Consider the following 15,930-nt stretch of genomic DNA (forward strand, 5'->3'; position numbering starts at 1 on the left):
GCCCCCATCCCTCCCGGATGGGGGCGATCGCCGTTCTGGGACCCCGACCGGCGCGACGCTCTTCTCGAGGCCGACCATCGGCCGGCCGGATCACCGGCGAGTGAGAGAGGACGACCATGACCGACACCATCACCATCGTGGGAAACATCGCCACCGCGCCCGAGCAGAAGGTCCTGCCGAGCGGCGTCTGCGTGACGCGGTTCCGCGTAGCCAGCGGCACCCGTCGCTTCGACCGGCAGAGCAGCGCGTGGGTCGACGGCCCGACCAACTGGTACGGCGTCTCGGCCTTCCGAGGGCTCGGCGAGAACGCCGCCAGGTCGCTGCACAAGGGCGAGCGTGTTGTTGTGACCGGCCGCCTGCGCCTGCGGGCCTGGGAGAACGACGGCAAGCGCGGCATGGAGGCCGAGATCGACGCCGACGCCCTCGGCCACGATCTGATGTTCGGGGTCAGCCGGTACGAACGCACCCACGCGAAGCACGCGGGGCCCGACGAGCAGCCGGCGCCGGACCCGCTCTCCGAATCCACAACGGGAGAGAGCGGCGATGCGTGGGCCCCGCCGGGTCTGGCCGAGGCGTCGTTCGGAGACCTCGCGTCGGCCGAGACGCCGTACTGACGCTCGCCCGGGTCGGCCCCCGGTCGCGCCCTAGACTCGACGCGTGAGTCTGCGACGCGATCCGGTGGCTCCGCGGCGTTGCGTCGCGGCGGCTGCCGTCGGGCTCGCCGCCCTGGTGGCCCTGTCCGGCTGCGCGGCCGAGCAGCCCGCACCGGCCGACACCACGGCCTCGACGCCGGCGACGGCGACGCCCGGCGCGGCGACTCCGGGCACGACGGGCACACCGGCGCCCGCTCCGGCCGAGCCGGTCCTGCAGCCGGAGGGGTCGGCGTCCGACAATCTCGCGTTCTTCACCGCCGTCGTCCAGCAGGTCGCGGCCTCCGAGCAGAAGGCCGAGGGGCGCGCGTACGTCGACGCGCTCGTGGAGGCCGGCTTCGACAAGTCCGCCATGCAGGTGACAGAGGATCGCACGACCGTGGGCAACGCCGCGGAGGCGCTCCAGTTCTCCGTCCTGTGGCAGGGGGAGTGCCTGGTCGGTCAGGCGGGCCCCGAGGTGGAAGGCGTCGTGGCTCGCGAGCTCCCCGCGCTGCAGGGCGGCACCGTGTGCCTCGTCGGGTCCACTCGGCCGATCGACTGGTGAACCGCCGGGGGTCCGCGCAGCGACCCGTGAGATCCGCGTCCGGCGCTCTAGACTGGACCCCAAATGGCTGAATACATCTACTCCATGGTCCGGGCCCGCAAGGCCGTCGGCGACAAGCTCATCCTCGACGACGTGACGATGGCGTTCCTGCCGGGCGCGAAGATCGGCATGGTCGGCCCGAACGGCGCCGGAAAGTCGACGATCCTGAAGATCATGGCGGGTCTCGACACCCCGTCCAACGGCGAGGCCAAGCTGACGCCGGGCTTCACGGTCGGCATCCTGATGCAGGAGCCCGAGCTCGACGACACCAAGACGGTCATCGAGAACATCCAGGACGGCATCGCCATCAAGGCGAAGGTCGACCGCTTCAACGAGATCTCGGCGCTGATGGCCGAGCCCGACGCCGACTTCGACGCGCTGCTGGCCGAGATGGGCACGCTGCAGGAGGAGATCGACGCCGCCGACGGCTGGGACCTCGACTCGCAGCTCGAGCAGGCCATGGACGCGCTGCGCACGCCGCCGGCCGACGCCGAGATCGGACCGCTCTCCGGTGGTGAGCGCCGTCGTGTCGCGCTGGCGAAGCTGCTCCTCCAGAAGCCCGACCTGCTGCTCCTCGATGAGCCCACCAACCACCTCGACGCCGAGAGCGTGCTCTGGCTCGAGCAGCACCTGCAGGCCTACAAGGGCGCGGTCATCGCCGTCACCCACGACCGGTACTTCCTCGACCATGTCGCCGAGTGGATCGCCGAGGTCGATCGCGGTCGTCTCTACCCCTACGAGGGCAACTACTCGACGTACCTCGAGAAGAAGGCCGAGCGCCTCGACGTCCAGGGCAAGAAGGACGCCAAGCTCGCCAAGCGCCTGAAGGACGAGCTCGAGTGGGTCCGCTCGAGCGCCAAGGGCCGCCAGACCAAGTCGAAGGCGCGTCTGGCCCGCTACGAGGAGATGGCGGCGGAGGCCGAGCGCACCAAGAAGCTCGACTTCGAGGAGATCCAGATCCCCGCGGGTCCGCGCCTGGGCAGCATCGTCATCGACGCCAAGAAGCTCAACAAGGGCTTCGACGGTCGCACCCTGATCGACAACCTGTCGTTCAACCTGCCCCCGAACGGCATCGTCGGCATCATCGGCCCCAACGGCGTGGGAAAGACGACCCTGTTCAAGACGATCGTCGGCCTCGAGCCCCTCGACGGCGGCGAGCTGAAGATCGGCGAGACGGTCAAGATCAGCTACGTCGACCAGAACCGCGCCAACATCGACCCGGACAAGACGCTCTGGGAGGTCGTCTCGGACGGGCTCGACATCATCACGGTCGGCAAGACCGAGATCCCGTCGCGCGCCTACGTCTCGAAGTTCGGCTTCAAGGGCCCGGACCAGCAGAAGAAGGCCGGCGTGCTGTCCGGTGGTGAGCGCAACCGCCTGAACCTCGCCCTCACCCTGAAGCAGGGCGGCAACCTTCTGCTGCTCGACGAGCCGACCAACGACCTCGACGTCGAGACCCTCTCGTCGCTCGAGAACGCCCTCCTCGACTTCCCCGGCTGCGCCGTGGTCATCACCCACGATCGCTGGTTCCTCGACCGCATCGCCACGCACATCCTGGCGTACGAGGGCACCGACGAGAACCCGGCCCAGTGGTACTGGTTCGAGGGCAACTTCGAGTCGTACGAGGCGAACAAGGTCGACCGCCTCGGTGTCGAGGCCGCGCGTCCGCACCGCACCACGCACCGCAAGCTCACGCGCGACTGATCTCAGCCGCTCGCGCAGCGCCCGCTCCGGGATCCCGGGGCGGGCGTTCGCGTATCCCGCACCCACCAGAATGGATCCATGACTCGCGTTCACATCCCCATCCACCGTCGCTGGGGCGACCTCGACGCGCTCGGCCACGTGAACAACACGTCGATGCTCAAGCTGCTGGAGGAGGCGCGCCTGCGCGCGTTCTGGAAGTCGGAGGATCCGTCCGACCAGGCGCCGACGGCGGTGTTCGACGGCGATGTGCTCGGGGAGGGCGGTTCGCTCGCGACGCTCATCGCGCGCCAGGAGATCGAGTACCTGGCTCCCGTCCCGTACGAGCACAAGCCGCTCGACGTGCAGCTCTGGCTCGGACGCCTGGGTGGATCGAGCGCCGAGGTCTGCTACGAGGTGTACAGCCCGGCGGGCTCCGAGCCGCAGGTGCTGTACGCGCGAGCGGCGGCGGTCGTGGTGATGGTCGATGTCGCGAGCGGGCGCCCGACCCGCCTGCCGGACGAGGTCCGCGCCGTGTGGGCGCCGTACGTCGAGGAGCCCATCGCCTTCAGCCGGCGGTGAAGGACGTGACGAAGGCCGCCGGCCCCACGTCGCCGCAGGTGCGGCGAGGCCGGGACCTCGTTGGACACGCGCCCGTCCCACGACGCGCGGATCCGCGCATCACGCGGCGCGCGACGGATGCGGCCGGATGACTCGGCCGACGCCATGACCTCCTCGTGACGCTCAGGGGACCCGGGCGCGTTCAGCCGACCCGGAGCCGGCACCGCCCGCTCCGCCCACGGAATGGGGGAGACTGGAGTACCTATGACCTCGCTTGATCTGCCCGCGCTGCGCGCCGCCACGCCGTACCTCCGGCATCACCCGGACCGCGTCTACCTGGACTCCGGGGCGACCTCGCAGCGCCCGGACGCGGTGATCGAAGCCGAGGACGCATTCGCCCGCACCGAGTACGCGGCGGTGCACCGCGGATCGAGCATGGCGACCGGCGAGGCGACGTGGGCCTTCGAAGGTGCGCGCGAGAGCATAGCGCGCTTCGTGGGCGCCGGCGAACGCGAGATCGTGTTCACCGAGAACGCGACCGACGCGCTGAACGTGGTGGCCCTGGGTCTCTCGGATGCCGCCACCTTCGGCGCCCCCGAGCTCGCCTTCGGCCCCGGCGACGAGATCGTCGTCACCGAGGCCGAGCATCACGCCAACCTGATCCCCTGGCAGCGGCTCGCCCGCCGCACGGGTGCCGCACTGCGCGCCGTGCCGGTCGACGAGCACGGCCTGTGGACGATCGACGACCTCGCCGCCGTCGTCACCCCGCGAACGAAGCTCATCGCCTTCGCCCATGTGTCCAACGTCACGGGGTACATCGCGCCGGTCGCCGACGTGGTGCAGCTGGCTCGCCAGGTCGGCGCACTGACGGTGCTCGACGCCTGCCAGTCGGCGCCGCACCTCGCGCTCGACCTCGGTTCGCTCGGGGTCGACTTCGCCGCGTTCTCGTCGCACAAGATGCTGGGCCCGACGGGCATCGGCGCGCTCTACGGCCGCGTCGGGCTGCTCGACCAGCTGCCGCCGGCTCGCACCGGCGGATCGACCATCACGACGGTGACGATCGACGACGCCGAGTTCCTGCCCTCGCCGCAGCGATTCGAGGCGGGCACCCAGCCCGTCACCCAGGCCGTCGGGTTCGGCGCCGCCGCCGACTACCTCTCGGCGCTGGGAATGGACGAGGTGCGCGCGCACGAGGCCGAGATGGCCGGCCTCCTCGTCGACGCCGTGCTCGCCACCCCCGGTGTGCGCCTGATCGGCCCGCAGGCCGGCGCCGAGCGCGCCGGGCTCGCGAGCTTCGTCATCGACGGGGTGCACGCGCACGACGTCGGCCAGTTCCTGGACGATCGGGGGATCACCGTGCGCACCGGGCACCACTGCGCTCAGCCGCTGCACCGCAGGCTGGGGGTCGCCGCGTCGACCCGCGCGAGCGCCTACGTCTACACCACGGCCGACGACGTCGCGCGCTTCGGCGCCGCCCTCGCCGAGGTGCGTGGATTCTTCGGAGCCGACCGATGAGCACCGAACTGGAGGACCTCTACCGCGAGCTGATCCTGGATCACTCGCGCAACCCGCAGGGGAAGGGCGACCCGGCCACCGCCGCCCACCAGCATCACGAGCTCAACCCCTCGTGCGGCGACGAGATCACGATGGGCGTGACGGTCGCCGCCGACGGGTCCATCGAGCGACTCGTCTGGGACGGCCAGGGCTGCAGCATCTCGATGGCCTCCGCCTCGGTGATGGCCGACATGCTGGCGGGCGCGCAGAAGGCCGATGCCCTCGAGCGCGTCGAGGAGTTCCGCACCATGCTGCGCGCACGCGGCGCGGGCGAGCCGCCCGAGTCGCTCGAGGATGCGGCGGCCTTCCAGGGCGTGGCCAAGTACGTCATGCGCATCAAGTGCGCGATGCTCGGCTGGGTGGCCCTCGAGGCCTGCCTGAACCAGGCCTGACCCCCTCGCGGGGGTCAGGGCCCGGTCACTCCGACAGGAACGCCTTCGCGATGTCGGCGGACGACTTCTTGTCGACGCTCGACTGCACGTTGAGGTCGACCAGGATCTCCGGGGTGAGCTTCTCGCTGACCGCGTCGATCGTCTCGGCGATGTCGTCGGCGATGTCGCTGCTCGCGATGGGCACGACGTTCGACGCCAGGAACAGGCCCTCGGGGTCGTCGAGGGTGACGAGATCCTCGGTGGCGATGCGCGGGTCGGCGCTGTAGACGTTGGCGATCTGGATCGTGCCGGCGACCAGATCCTCGACCGTGGTGTCGCCGGTGGCCTGGAAGGCGGCGGTGACCCCGTAGACGTCCTTGAGGCCCGTGGGGCCGTAGGGGCGCTCCTCCAGCTCGGGCGCGCCGCCGAGCACCAGGCCGTCGACGTCGGCGAGATCGGCGAGGCTCTTCAGGTCGTGCTCGGCCGCGAAGTCTGCCGTGACGTTGTACGAGTCCTGATCGGTAGCCGACGACTGCTCGAGCGCCTCGAGACCGTCCGGCAGGGCATCCTGGAGCTCGGCGTAGACGTCGTCCGACGTGCGGGCCTCGGTGTCCGGGACGTAGAACTGCAGCAGGTTTCCGGTGTACTCCGGGAACAGGTCGATCTCGCCCGACTCGAGCGACGGCAGGTACGCGTCGCGCTGGCCGATGTTGAACTTGCGCTCGACCGTGAAGCCGGCCTCCTCGAGCGCCTGCGCGTAGATCTCCGCGATGACCTCGTTCGAGTAGTAGGCCTGCGAGCCGACGACGATCGTCTCATCCGACCCCGACGATGCGCCGGAGTCCTCGGTGGCGGACGGCGCGGCGAGCGGGTCGGCCGAGCCGCAGCCCGCGAGGGCGAAGACGGAAGCCGCGGCGAGGGCGCCGACGGCGAGCGTGCGGAAGCGGAAGTCGGTCACGAGTGCTCCTCGGGGTCGGGAAGGGGATCCTGGTCCCCAGCCAATCATCTCCGGCGGACGCGCGGGTCGCCAGGGCCGAATTCACGGAACGCGCAGCATGATCTCCTGCGCCACCGTGGCCACCAGCAAGCCGTCGCGCGCGAACAGCTGCCCCTGAGCGAGGCCGCGGCCGCCGCGCGCGCTCGGCGACTCCTGGACGTAGAGCATCCACTCGTCGGCGCGCGCGGGGCGATGCCACCAGATCGCGTGATCGAGGCTCGCCGTGCGCATGCCCGGCGTCGCCCACGCGATGCCGTGGGCCCGCAGCACGGACTCCTGGATCGTGAAGTCGGTGAGGTACGCGAGCGCTGCGCGGTGCAGCATCGGGTCGTCGCCGATCGGGCGGCGCAGCCGCGTCCACACGGCCTGCCGCGGCGCCCTCTCGTCGACCGTCAGGTAGATATCGGACTCAACGTGGCGCACCTCGATCGGGTTCGCGCGGATCAGCAGCGAGGCCTCCGGTCGATCGGTGACCAGCTGGTCCGGGCCCGTGAGCTCGTCGGGGCCCGGCACCTCCGGCATCGTCAGCTGGTGCTCGAGACCGGGATCCTCGTCCTGGAAGGAGGCGATGCCCGAGAAGATCGGCTCGCCGTCCTGGAACGCCTGGATGCGGCGGCGCGAGAACGAACGACCGTCGTGGATCCGGTCGACCGAGAAGGTCAGCGGCTTGCGGACGTCGCCCGGCCGGAGGAAGTACCCGTGGAGCGAGTGCGGGAAGCGGTCATCGGGCAGCGTGCGCGAGGCCGCGACGATCGACTGGCCGAGCACCTGCCCGCCGAAGATCCGGCCGCCCGGCATCGGGTGCGAGGACGCGGTGAAGATATCCTCGCTCGTGCGCGCGCCGGTCTCGCCGAGCGTCAGCACTCCGAGGAGGACGTCGACCGGGTCGGGGGAGCTGGCGTTCGCGTCTTCGATCACGGGAGTCAGTCTATTCAGCGGCGATTAGGCTCGATCGGGTGACCCAGCTCGTGCTCGCCGACACCCCCTCCGCCCAGGACGCCCTGACGTTCGCGAAGCGAGCGGCGCGGATCGGCGACGAGGGTGTGCGCCTGCAGGCCGCCAACGGGGTGCTCGCGATGACGACGGCGGCCCTCGCGCCCCGCGGGCTGCTCGATCGCACGCCCACGGTGCTCGGCATGCGCATCGTCGCGGCCGATCCGGAGCTGGAGTGCGACCTGGTGGTCGCGGATCTGGAGGCATCCGACGACGCGAGCGCGCTCACGCTGCCGGAGACGGCGCTGGCGCCCGCCTGGGCCGGTGTGGCGCCGCCGCGCGGCGGCTGGCAGCAGGTGGGCACCATCCCCGCCGCGACGCTGGCCTCCCGCGCCGAATGGGGCATCGCGGCGGTGGCCGAGCGGGTGCCGACGGACGCCGGGGAGGACGTGGTGCGCGCGATCCGCGGCGACGTGTGGGGGACACCCGACGAGCAGCTGCTCGGACTGCCGCTCGGGGTCGCGTTCGCGGCGTTCTCGCTGGGCTTCATCGGCGGCGAGGAGGAGGCGCGGGTGACGGGATCGGGTCGGTGGACCCGCGTGACCCTGCAGCGCGGACACATCCTGTCGCGGGGGCCCGCGGCGACGGGGATGACCGCCGTGCGCAGCACGGGCGCCGCCTGACGGCGCTCGTCCGGCGGGCGACGCGGCCAGGCCCCGGAAGGTCACCGGGCGCTCACGCGCGCGGCGACTCCGGCGATGCCTCCGGTGTCGGCTCGAACGTGTTGACCATCGCGTGCGCGGCGCGCTGCAGGTAGTCCCACAGCGTCTCCTCGTGCAGCGGCGAGAGCGCGAGCTCGTCGACCGCGGTGCGCATGTGGGCCAGCCAGCGATCGCGCGCGTCCGGGTTCACGTGGAACGGCAGGTGGCGCTGGCGCAGCCGGGGGTGCCCGCGGTTCTCGCTGTAGGTCGTGGGGCCGCCCCAGTACTGCTCGAGGAACAGCGTCAGACGCTCCTTCGCCGGCCCCAGGTCCTCCTCGGGGTACATCGGCTTCAGGACGGTGTCCTCGGCGACCTCCCGGTAGAACACGTCGACGAGCTTCACGAAGGTCTCGTGGCCGCCCACCGCCTCGAAGAACGTGATGGACGGCAGCTCTCCATGGCCCTCGGGCCGGATCCCCATGGTCACTTCGTGGTGTCCTCTCCGTCGTTGACGGGTTCGTCTTCCGGCGACGCGGTGGCCGCGGCCGGCTTCTCCGGCTTCGGAGGCTTCGGGGCCTTCGGCGCCGGTGCGGGCGCCTGTGCGGCTGCGGCCGGATCCTTCTTCCTGCGACCCAGCGGGCGCCACGACGGGCGCTCCGGCAGGGGATGAGGCTCGGTGCGCGGCGGGTTCGCGCCGCGCACGCGCAGGGCGCCGTCGGCGCCCGCGAGGGCCACGGCCTCGAGGGAGGAGAGGTCGAGGCCGAGGTCGTGCACCGCGGCGCGCAGGCGCATCCGCAGCTCGTGCGAGACGTCGTCCTTGGAGCTCGGCTTGGCGCGCAGCACCATGCGGATGCTCAGCGTGTCGCCCGCCACCGACTCGAGGCCCCAGACCTCGGGACGGCCGATGATCCGGGTGCGCCAGCGCTTGTCCTTCGTGAGCGTCTCGGCGACGTCGAGCAGCGTGGCCTCGACGGCGTCGATGTCGGTGTCGGCGGGGAGACCGACGTCGATCACCACGCGAGACCAGCCCTGCGACATGTTGCCGATGCGCGTGACCTCGCCGTTGCGGACGTACCAGAGCGTGCCGTTCACATCGCGCACGTGCGTGATCCGGACGCTCACGAACTCGACGACGCCGGTGGCCAGCCCGAGGTCGACGACGTCGCCGATGCCGATCTGGTCCTCCGCGACGATCAGGATGCCGTTGAGGACGTCCTTGACGATGTTCTGCGCGCCGAAGCCCAGGCCCGCGCCGATCGCCGCGCTGATGAGCGCGAAGGATCCGAGGATGCCCTGGTCGATGATGTTGACGATGAGGATGACACCGACGATCACGATCGTGGTGTTGACGATGTTCGTCAGGATCGAGCCCAGCGTCCGGGTGCGCTGCACCAGACGAACCGAGGCGAGAGGTGAGCGATCGAGCGCCCTGGTGTCGTCGATCTTCGCCTTGGTCTTTGCGCCCTTGACGATCCGATCCACAACGCGTCGGATGACGAAGCGCAGCAGCCAGGCGGCCAGCGCGCACGCGACGATCGTCACGGCGATCCAGAGCGCCTTGAAGCCGACGTCGATCAGCACCTGGATGGCAGGCGAGAGCGTCTCCGCGGGGTCGTTGGGCTGAGTGTGCATCATCCCCTCCAGGGTATGCGGCGAGCCCCGGCGCACGATGTGTGGCGCCGGGGCTCGCCGGGGATGTTCAGTCGGCTGTGCGCGAACTCACTCGCCGTCGCGCGACTGCGCGGCCAGGGCGCGCTCGACGCCCGCGAGGTTCTCGAGCACGATGCGGCGCAGGGCGGCGGGTGCCTCGGGGTTGGCGCCGAGCCAGCTCCGGGTGGCCTCCATCAGCGACTGGTTGGCCAGCGCGCCCGGGTACAGCAGCTCGCAGAGGTACTCGGCGATCTTGTACGTGCGCGACTCCCAGATCGGCAGCAGCATCTCGAAGTAGCGCGAGACGTAGTCGACGAGCAGGTGACGGGACGCGGGGTGCACGAAGCCGAGCGCCGAGGTGCGCACGAGCGTGTTCGGCAGCGTGTCGCTGTCGACGAGCGAGGCCCAGGCGGCCGCCTTCGCCTCCGCAGTGGGGATCGCGGCCCGCGCCTGCGCGGCGAACTCGCCGCCCTTGGCGGTGTTGTCGGCCGCCAGCGCCTCGTCGATAGCGGCGTCGTCCGCCGCGCCCGAGGCCGCGAGCGAGACGAGCAGCTGCCACGACAGGTCCGTGTCGATCTCGAGGCCGGCGAGGGTGATCTCGCCCTCGCGCAGCTGGCGCACGATCTCGGCCTGCGCCGGGGTGGCGGAGGCCGAGGCGAACGCGGTGGCGAACTGCAGCTGGGCGTCGCTTCCGGCATCTGCCGCCTGCGCCAGCGCCCAGAGGCCGTCGGCGACGCGGGCGCGGGTGGCCTCGCGGCGCTCCGGGGCGACGTAAGCGTTCGCGGCGAGCTGGAGCTGACCGAGTGTGGTGCGGATGGTGGTCGACTCGGTCTCGCGACCGATGTTGCGCAGCACCAGGTCGACGTAGTCGCTCGCGGCCGACTCGGCATCGCGGGTCTGGTCCCAGGCCGCACCCCACACGAGCGAACGCGCGAGCGGATCGGCGATGTCGGCGAGGTGATCGATGGCGGTGGCGAGCGAGTGCTCGTCGAGGCGGATCTTGGCGTAGGCCAGATCCTCGTCGTTCAGCAGCACCAGCGCGGGGCGGCGCTGGCCCTTGAGCTGCGGCACCTCCGTGAGGTCGCCGTCGACGTCGATCTCGACGCTGTGGGTGCGGGTGAGCGATCCGCCCTGCAGCTCGTAGAACCCGATGCCGAGGCGGTGCGGGCGGATGGTGGGGTAGTCGGCCGGCGCGGTCTGCGTGATCGCGAAGCGCGAGATGAGGCCATCGGCGCCCTCGTCGATCACCGGGGACAGCGTGTTGACGCCGGCGGTCTCGAGCCACTTCTTCGACCAGCCCGACAGGTCGCGGCCGCTGGTGCGCTCGAGCTCGACGAGCAGGTCGTCGAGGGTGGTGTTCGAGAACGCGTGCTTGGTGAAGTAGGCGCCGACACCGGCGAAGAAGGCGTCCACGCCGACCCAGGCGGCCAGCTGCTTGAGGACCGACCCGCCCTTGGCGTAGGTGATGCCGTCGAAGTTGACCTGGACGTCCTCGAGGTCGTTGATCTCGGCGACGACGGGGTGGGTCGAGGGAAGCTGATCCTGGCGGTAGGCCCAGGTCTTCTCCATCGCGTTGAAGGTCGTCCACGCCTCGGTCCATTCGGTGGCCTCGGCGGTGGCGATCGTGGAGGCCCACTCGGCGAACGACTCGTTCAGCCAGAGGTCGTTCCACCACTTCATGGTCACCAGGTCGCCGAACCACATGTGGGCGAGCTCGTGCAGGATCGTCACGACGCGGCGCTCCTTGACCGCATCGGTCACCTTGCTGCGGAACACGTAGGCCTCGGTGAAGGTCACCGCACCCGCGTTCTCCATCGCTCCCGCGTTGAACTCGGGGACGAAGAGCTGGTCGTACTTCTCGAACGGATACGGGTAGCCGAACTTCTCCTCGTAGTACGCGAAGCCCTGGCGGGTCTTCTCGAAGATGTAGTCGGCGTCCATGTACTGCCACAGGCTCTTGCGGGCGAACACCCCGAGCGGGATGACGCGGCCCTCGGAGTTGGTCAGCTCCGAGCGGACCTCCTCGTAGGGGCCCGCGACGAGCGCCGTGATGTACGACGAGATGCGCGGGGTGGGGGCGAAGCCCCAGGTGGCGGTCTTCGCCTCGTCGTGCGTGATGGGCTCGGGGGTGGGGGAGTTCGAGACGACCTTCCAGTTGGCGGGAGCCGTCACCGTGAACTGGAAGGTGGCCTTGAGGTCGGGCTGCTCGAACACCGCGAAGACGCGACGCGAGTCGGGGACCTCGAACTGCGAGTAGAGGTAGACCTCGCCGTCGACGGGGTCGACGAAGCGATGCAGGCCCTCACCGGTGTTCGTGTAGAGGCAGTCGGCGTCGACGACGAGCTCGTTCTCCTCCTCGAGGCCGTCCAGCTGGATCCGCGAGTCGTGGAAGACGGCGGCCGGGTCGAGATCGCGGCCGTTCAGGGTGATCTGCCGCACGTCGCGCGCGATCAGGTCGATGAAGGTCGCGGCTCCCGCGTGACCGGCGAATCGGACGACGCTGCGCGATCCGAACACCTCGTCGCCCTTGGTGAGATCGAGAGCGATCTCGTAGGAGCGGGTGTCGATGACGCCGCGGCGCTCGTGCGCTTCGCTGCGGGTGAGGTTCTCTCCAGGCACTGATGAGCTCCCGTGGGTGTTGGTTCGGGGGAACGCCGACGCCAGAGGGGTGGTGACTGCGCCGGCAACTGGATAAGCCTACGTGCTCCCGTGGGCAGGGACCTGGATTCCCTCAGGCAGGCGTCAGGATCCATCGTCTCGACATCGAGCGACGTGTCCCGTCCACCTCTCCGGGGGTGTGAAAATGGGGACGTGACCGAGCCGCACGAGAACCCTGCCGACGCCGCCAACTCGACGACCGAGGTGCAGGGCCCCCTGTTCGCCTCCGCCGAGGCCTCAACGGGCGCTCCGTTCATCGAGACCCCGGTCGCCTACGACGCGATCCTGCTGGCCAGCTTCGGCGGCCCCGAGGGGCAGGACGACGTCATCCCGTTCCTGCGCAACGTCACGCGCGGACGCGGCATCCCGGACGAGCGTCTGGAGGAGGTGGCGACGCACTACCGCCACTTCGGCGGGGTCAGCCCCATCAACGCCCAGAACCGCGCGCTGAAGGAGGCCCTCGAGGCCGAGATCGCGCGCCGCGGGCTGAATCTGCCCGTCTACTGGGGCAACCGCAACTGGGCGCCGTTCCTGGACGCGGCCGTCACCGAGGCCGACGCGGCGGGCCACCGCACGCTGCTCGCGGTCTCCACCAGCGCCTACAGCTCGTTCTCGAGTTGCCGCCAGTACCGCGAGGACTTCGCGCGGGTCCTCGAGGAGACCGGCCTCGGCGACCGCGTGACGATCGACAAGGTCCGTCAGTTCTTCGACCACCCCGGCTTCGTGCAGCCGTTCATCGACGGCGTCGAGTCAGCCCTGCGCGACTACCTCGCCGACGGGCTCGCGCCCGACGCGATCGAGGTGCTGTTCTCGACGCACAGCGTGCCCATGCAGGACGCGGATCGCTCCGGGCCCCGCGATGTCGACTGGGGCGACGGCGGCGCGTACGCCGCCCAGCACCTCGCCGTGGCGGAGGCCGTGATGGCCGACATCGCGCTGCGCATCCCCGAGGCGGCTCAGGTCTCCTGGAAGCTCGTCTACCAGTCGCGCTCCGGCCCCGCGTCGCAGCCCTGGCTGGAGCCCGACATCAACGACGTCATCGCCGAGCTGCCCGCGGCGGGGATCCAGGCGATCGCCATCGTTCCTCTCGGCTTCGTCAGCGACCACATGGAGGTCCTGTGGGACCTCGACAACGAGGCCACCGAGTCGGCGGCCGAGGCCGGACTGCGCTCCGTGCGCACCCCGACCCCCGGTGTCGACCCCGCCTACGTCGCCGGTCTCATCGACCTGGTCGAGGAGCGCCTGAACGGCACCCCCGCCGCAGAGCGCCCGCACCGCACCGACCTCGGACCCTGGTACGACGTGTGCCGCCCTGGCTGCTGCGAGAACATCCGGGCCGGGTTCAAGCCCGCCGCCGCCGGCATCCTGCCCTGAGTCCCCGCCCGCCCGTCCCTAGGATCGAACCCATGCGCATCCACATCGCGACCGACCACGCCGGCCTCGAGTTCTCCACCCAGCTCCAGCATCACCTCGCCGGTCAGGGGCACGAGGTCGTCGATCACGGTCCCATCGAGTACGACCCGGTCGACGACTACCCCTCGTTCTGCATCCGCGCGGCCCAGGCGGTCGTGAGCGACCAGGCCGCCGGTGTGCCCGCGCTGGGCATCGTGTTCGGCGGCTCCGGCAACGGCGAGCAGATCGCGGCCAACAAGGTCACGGGCGTCCGAGCCGCTCTGGTGTGGAACCTGCCCACGGCCGAGCTCGCCCGCGAGCACAATGACGCCAACGTCATCGCGATCGGCGCTCGTCAGCACGCGTTCGAGGAGGTCGTGACGTTCATCGACCGATTCATCGAGACGCCCTTCACGGGCGACGAGCGCCACGCGCGGCGCATCGCGCAGGTGCTCGCCTACGAGACCGACGGATCGCTGCTTCCCGACCCCCGAGCCTGATGCCCGAGGGCCATTCCGTCCACCGCATCGCGCGGCAGTTCCAGCGCAACTTCGTCGGACGCCCCGTCACGGTGTCGAGCCCGCAGGGGCGCTTCGCCGAGGGGGCAGCGATGCTGAGCGGCCGCACCCCGACCACGGCCCAGGCCGTGGGCAAGCAGATGTTCCTCGAGTTCGACGAGGAGCTGTGGCTGCGCGTGCACCTGGGCCTCTACGGCGCGTGGGACTTCGCGGGGGAGATCCTCGTCGATCCGACGATCGCCTCCGCGAACGGGCGGATGGGCCAGACGAATCAGCAGGGCACCGACCTCGCGGCCCCGGAGGACGCCCCGGTGTTCGACGACGCGGGCGAGAACTCGCTCGCCTCGATCGGCGCCCCGCGGCGAACGCGGGTCCGGGTGCGCATGTCCGAGCAGACCAAGGGCCTGGACGAGGCGGACGGCCTCGAGGCCGACGATGCCCAGTGGCCCCCGCTGGTGGTCGGACAGGTGCGCGCGCGTCTCCTCACCGACTCGACGTGCGCGGATCTGCGTGGCCCGACCGCGTGCGCGGTCGAGACGCCCGAGCAGGTCGCCGCCGTCATCGCGCGTCTCGGACCGGACCCGCTCGTCGGCGATCCGGAGGAGAACGAGGAGCGCTTCGTCGCCGCCGTCCGCCGCCGCAACGTCGCGATCGGCCAGCTCCTGATGGATCAGGCGGTCGTCAGCGGCATCGGCAACGTCTACCGCGCCGAGATGCTGTTCCGCGCGCGCCTGGATCCGCACACCCCCGGCAGGGCCATCCCCGAGGAGCTCGTCCGCGGGCTGTGGCGCGACTGGGTGGGTCTCCTGCGGATCGGCGTCGAGACGGGTCAGATGATGACCATGGACGGGCTCGAGGGCGACGCCTGGCGCAAGGCGATGGCTCACCGCGACGATCGCCACTGGGTCTATCACCGCGCCGGTCTGCCATGCCGCGTGTGCGGCACCGAGATCGTGCTCGAGGAGATGCAGGCGCGCAAGCTCTACTGGTGCCCGAACTGCCAGCGCTGACGCCGCGCTGAGACGCCGACGCGACGCGCCGACCTGCTGTAATGGGCGCATGCAGCTCAACCCTTACGGCGAGTACGCGGTGCTGCTGGCGGCATCGCTCGCGGATGACTGGCCGGCCGACCGCGAGGGGATCCTCGAGCGGATCTACGCGGGCGGGATGACCGGGGTGTTCGAGGCCGCGCCCGACGACCACGCGCGCACCCGCGACGTGATCGACGAGTGGCTGCGCGTGGTGGACGCCCCCACCCCGGACGCGAGAGCGGAGCTGCTCAACGCGCAGATGGCGACGGCCGCAGCCTACCCGCGCCTCACGAACCACGACGGCGAGGGCTGGCACCTGCACTACCGCGGAGCGGATCAGGGCCTGCCGCAGGTCATCCGCGCGGTCATCACCGTCGGCACCGCCCTCCACCTCGTCACACGCGGCATGCATCGGCTGGGACGATGCGCGGCGGGCGAGGCCGGCGGGCCCGCGTGCGACCGCGTGGTGGTGGACGTCACGCGCAACGGGCGGCAGCGGTTCTGCTCCGTCCGCTGCGCGAACCGCGCGGCCGTGCGCCGCCATCGCGCGCGGCTGCCGGAGTGAGCCGGCGGCCGCGCCGATGGCGCCGCCATCGCGCGCGGCTGCCGGAGTGAGCCGGCGGCCGCGCCGATCACGCGCGTTGGTCGACC

The 15,930-nt window shown here is 70.9% G+C and carries 16 protein-coding genes; 11 read left to right on the forward strand and 5 right to left on the reverse strand.

Annotation, left to right across the window (positions count from 1 at the left end; genetic code table 11):
- The first annotated feature begins 116 nt into the window (after positions 1 to 116).
- The 6 genes from ACOKGD_RS06860 to sufU all read left to right on the forward strand — a co-directional run bounded on the left by ACOKGD_RS06860 (position 117) and on the right by sufU (position 5,420).
- On the forward strand, positions 117 to 614 hold the full coding sequence (locus ACOKGD_RS06860; RefSeq protein ID WP_342334899.1) for a single-stranded DNA-binding protein: 498 nt from the start codon (positions 117 to 119) through the stop codon (positions 612 to 614).
- A gap of 43 nt (positions 615 to 657) precedes the next feature.
- Positions 658 to 1,194, forward strand: coding sequence for a DUF6993 domain-containing protein (locus tag ACOKGD_RS06865; protein ID WP_342334898.1), 537 nt, complete (start codon positions 658 to 660; stop codon positions 1,192 to 1,194).
- A 63-nt stretch (positions 1,195 to 1,257) separates the two neighbouring features.
- Positions 1,258 to 2,937 carry an energy-dependent translational throttle protein EttA gene (gene ettA, locus ACOKGD_RS06870; RefSeq protein ID WP_342334897.1) on the forward strand — a complete coding sequence of 560 codons (1,680 nt, stop codon included), beginning with the start codon at positions 1,258 to 1,260 and terminating at the stop codon, positions 2,935 to 2,937.
- A 78-nt stretch (positions 2,938 to 3,015) separates the two neighbouring features.
- Positions 3,016 to 3,495, forward strand: a complete 480-nt coding sequence (locus ACOKGD_RS06875; RefSeq protein ID WP_342334896.1) for an acyl-CoA thioesterase — start codon at positions 3,016 to 3,018, stop codon at positions 3,493 to 3,495.
- A 243-nt stretch (positions 3,496 to 3,738) separates the two neighbouring features.
- Positions 3,739 to 4,989 (forward strand): aminotransferase class V-fold PLP-dependent enzyme, encoded by a 1,251-nt coding sequence (locus ACOKGD_RS06880; RefSeq protein WP_342334895.1) that lies wholly within the window; start codon positions 3,739 to 3,741, stop codon positions 4,987 to 4,989.
- Positions 4,986 to 5,420, forward strand: coding sequence for a Fe-S cluster assembly sulfur transfer protein SufU (gene sufU, locus ACOKGD_RS06885; RefSeq protein WP_342334894.1), 435 nt, complete (start codon positions 4,986 to 4,988; stop codon positions 5,418 to 5,420). The genes ACOKGD_RS06880 and sufU overlap by 4 nt, the downstream gene beginning before the upstream one ends.
- Positions 5,421 to 5,445: 25 nt before the next feature.
- On the opposite strand, the gene ACOKGD_RS06890 is transcribed toward sufU, so the two are convergent.
- Both ACOKGD_RS06890 and ACOKGD_RS06895 read right to left on the reverse strand, forming a co-directional pair.
- On the reverse strand, positions 5,446 to 6,357 hold the full coding sequence (locus ACOKGD_RS06890) for an ABC transporter substrate-binding protein (RefSeq protein ID WP_342334893.1): 912 nt from the start codon (positions 6,355 to 6,357) through the stop codon (positions 5,446 to 5,448).
- A gap of 81 nt (positions 6,358 to 6,438) precedes the next feature.
- The gene (locus ACOKGD_RS06895; RefSeq protein WP_342335533.1) at positions 6,439 to 7,311 is read right to left on the reverse strand and encodes an acyl-CoA thioesterase; all 873 of its coding nucleotides are present in this window, start codon (positions 7,309 to 7,311) and stop codon (positions 6,439 to 6,441) included.
- A gap of 41 nt (positions 7,312 to 7,352) precedes the next feature.
- On the opposite strand from ACOKGD_RS06895, the gene ACOKGD_RS06900 reads away from it, so the two are divergent.
- Entirely contained in the window at positions 7,353 to 8,012 is a 660-nt protein-coding gene (locus tag ACOKGD_RS06900; protein WP_342334892.1) for a hypothetical protein, read from the forward strand.
- Between the two features lie 52 nt (positions 8,013 to 8,064).
- On the opposite strand, the gene ACOKGD_RS06905 is transcribed toward ACOKGD_RS06900, so the two are convergent.
- The 3 genes from ACOKGD_RS06905 to pepN form a co-directional block, all read right to left on the reverse strand.
- On the reverse strand, positions 8,065 to 8,511 hold the full coding sequence (locus ACOKGD_RS06905) for a globin (RefSeq protein ID WP_342335532.1): 447 nt from the start codon (positions 8,509 to 8,511) through the stop codon (positions 8,065 to 8,067).
- Positions 8,512 to 8,513: 2 nt separating this feature from the next.
- Positions 8,514 to 9,662 (reverse strand): mechanosensitive ion channel family protein, encoded by a 1,149-nt coding sequence (locus ACOKGD_RS06910; protein WP_421355114.1) that lies wholly within the window; start codon positions 9,660 to 9,662, stop codon positions 8,514 to 8,516.
- An 87-nt stretch (positions 9,663 to 9,749) separates the two neighbouring features.
- A complete protein-coding gene (gene pepN, locus ACOKGD_RS06915; RefSeq protein WP_342334890.1) occupies positions 9,750 to 12,299 on the reverse strand; it encodes an aminopeptidase N in 2,550 nt (849 codons plus the stop codon).
- Positions 12,300 to 12,542: 243 nt separating this feature from the next.
- On the opposite strand from pepN, the gene ACOKGD_RS06920 reads away from it, so the two are divergent.
- The 4 genes from ACOKGD_RS06920 to ACOKGD_RS06935 are packed head-to-tail and all read left to right on the forward strand — an operon-like array spanning position 12,543 to position 15,844.
- On the forward strand, positions 12,543 to 13,712 hold the full coding sequence (locus ACOKGD_RS06920; protein WP_421355115.1) for a ferrochelatase: 1,170 nt from the start codon (positions 12,543 to 12,545) through the stop codon (positions 13,710 to 13,712).
- 32 nt (positions 13,713 to 13,744) lie between these two features.
- A complete protein-coding gene (locus ACOKGD_RS06925) occupies positions 13,745 to 14,230 on the forward strand; it encodes a ribose-5-phosphate isomerase (RefSeq protein ID WP_342334889.1) in 486 nt (161 codons plus the stop codon).
- On the forward strand, positions 14,230 to 15,258 hold the full coding sequence (locus ACOKGD_RS06930; RefSeq protein ID WP_342334888.1) for an Fpg/Nei family DNA glycosylase: 1,029 nt from the start codon (positions 14,230 to 14,232) through the stop codon (positions 15,256 to 15,258). Before ACOKGD_RS06925 ends, ACOKGD_RS06930 begins: the two co-directional genes overlap by 1 nt.
- 49 nt (positions 15,259 to 15,307) lie before the next feature.
- Entirely contained in the window at positions 15,308 to 15,844 is a 537-nt protein-coding gene (locus ACOKGD_RS06935) for a CGNR zinc finger domain-containing protein (RefSeq protein ID WP_342334887.1), read from the forward strand.
- The last annotated feature ends 86 nt before the right edge of the window (positions 15,845 to 15,930 follow it).

It is taken from the genome of Microbacterium phosphatis, from assembly GCF_049177115.1.
In the GTDB taxonomy this organism is placed as follows: Bacteria; Actinomycetota; Actinomycetes; order Actinomycetales; family Microbacteriaceae; genus Microbacterium; species Microbacterium phosphatis.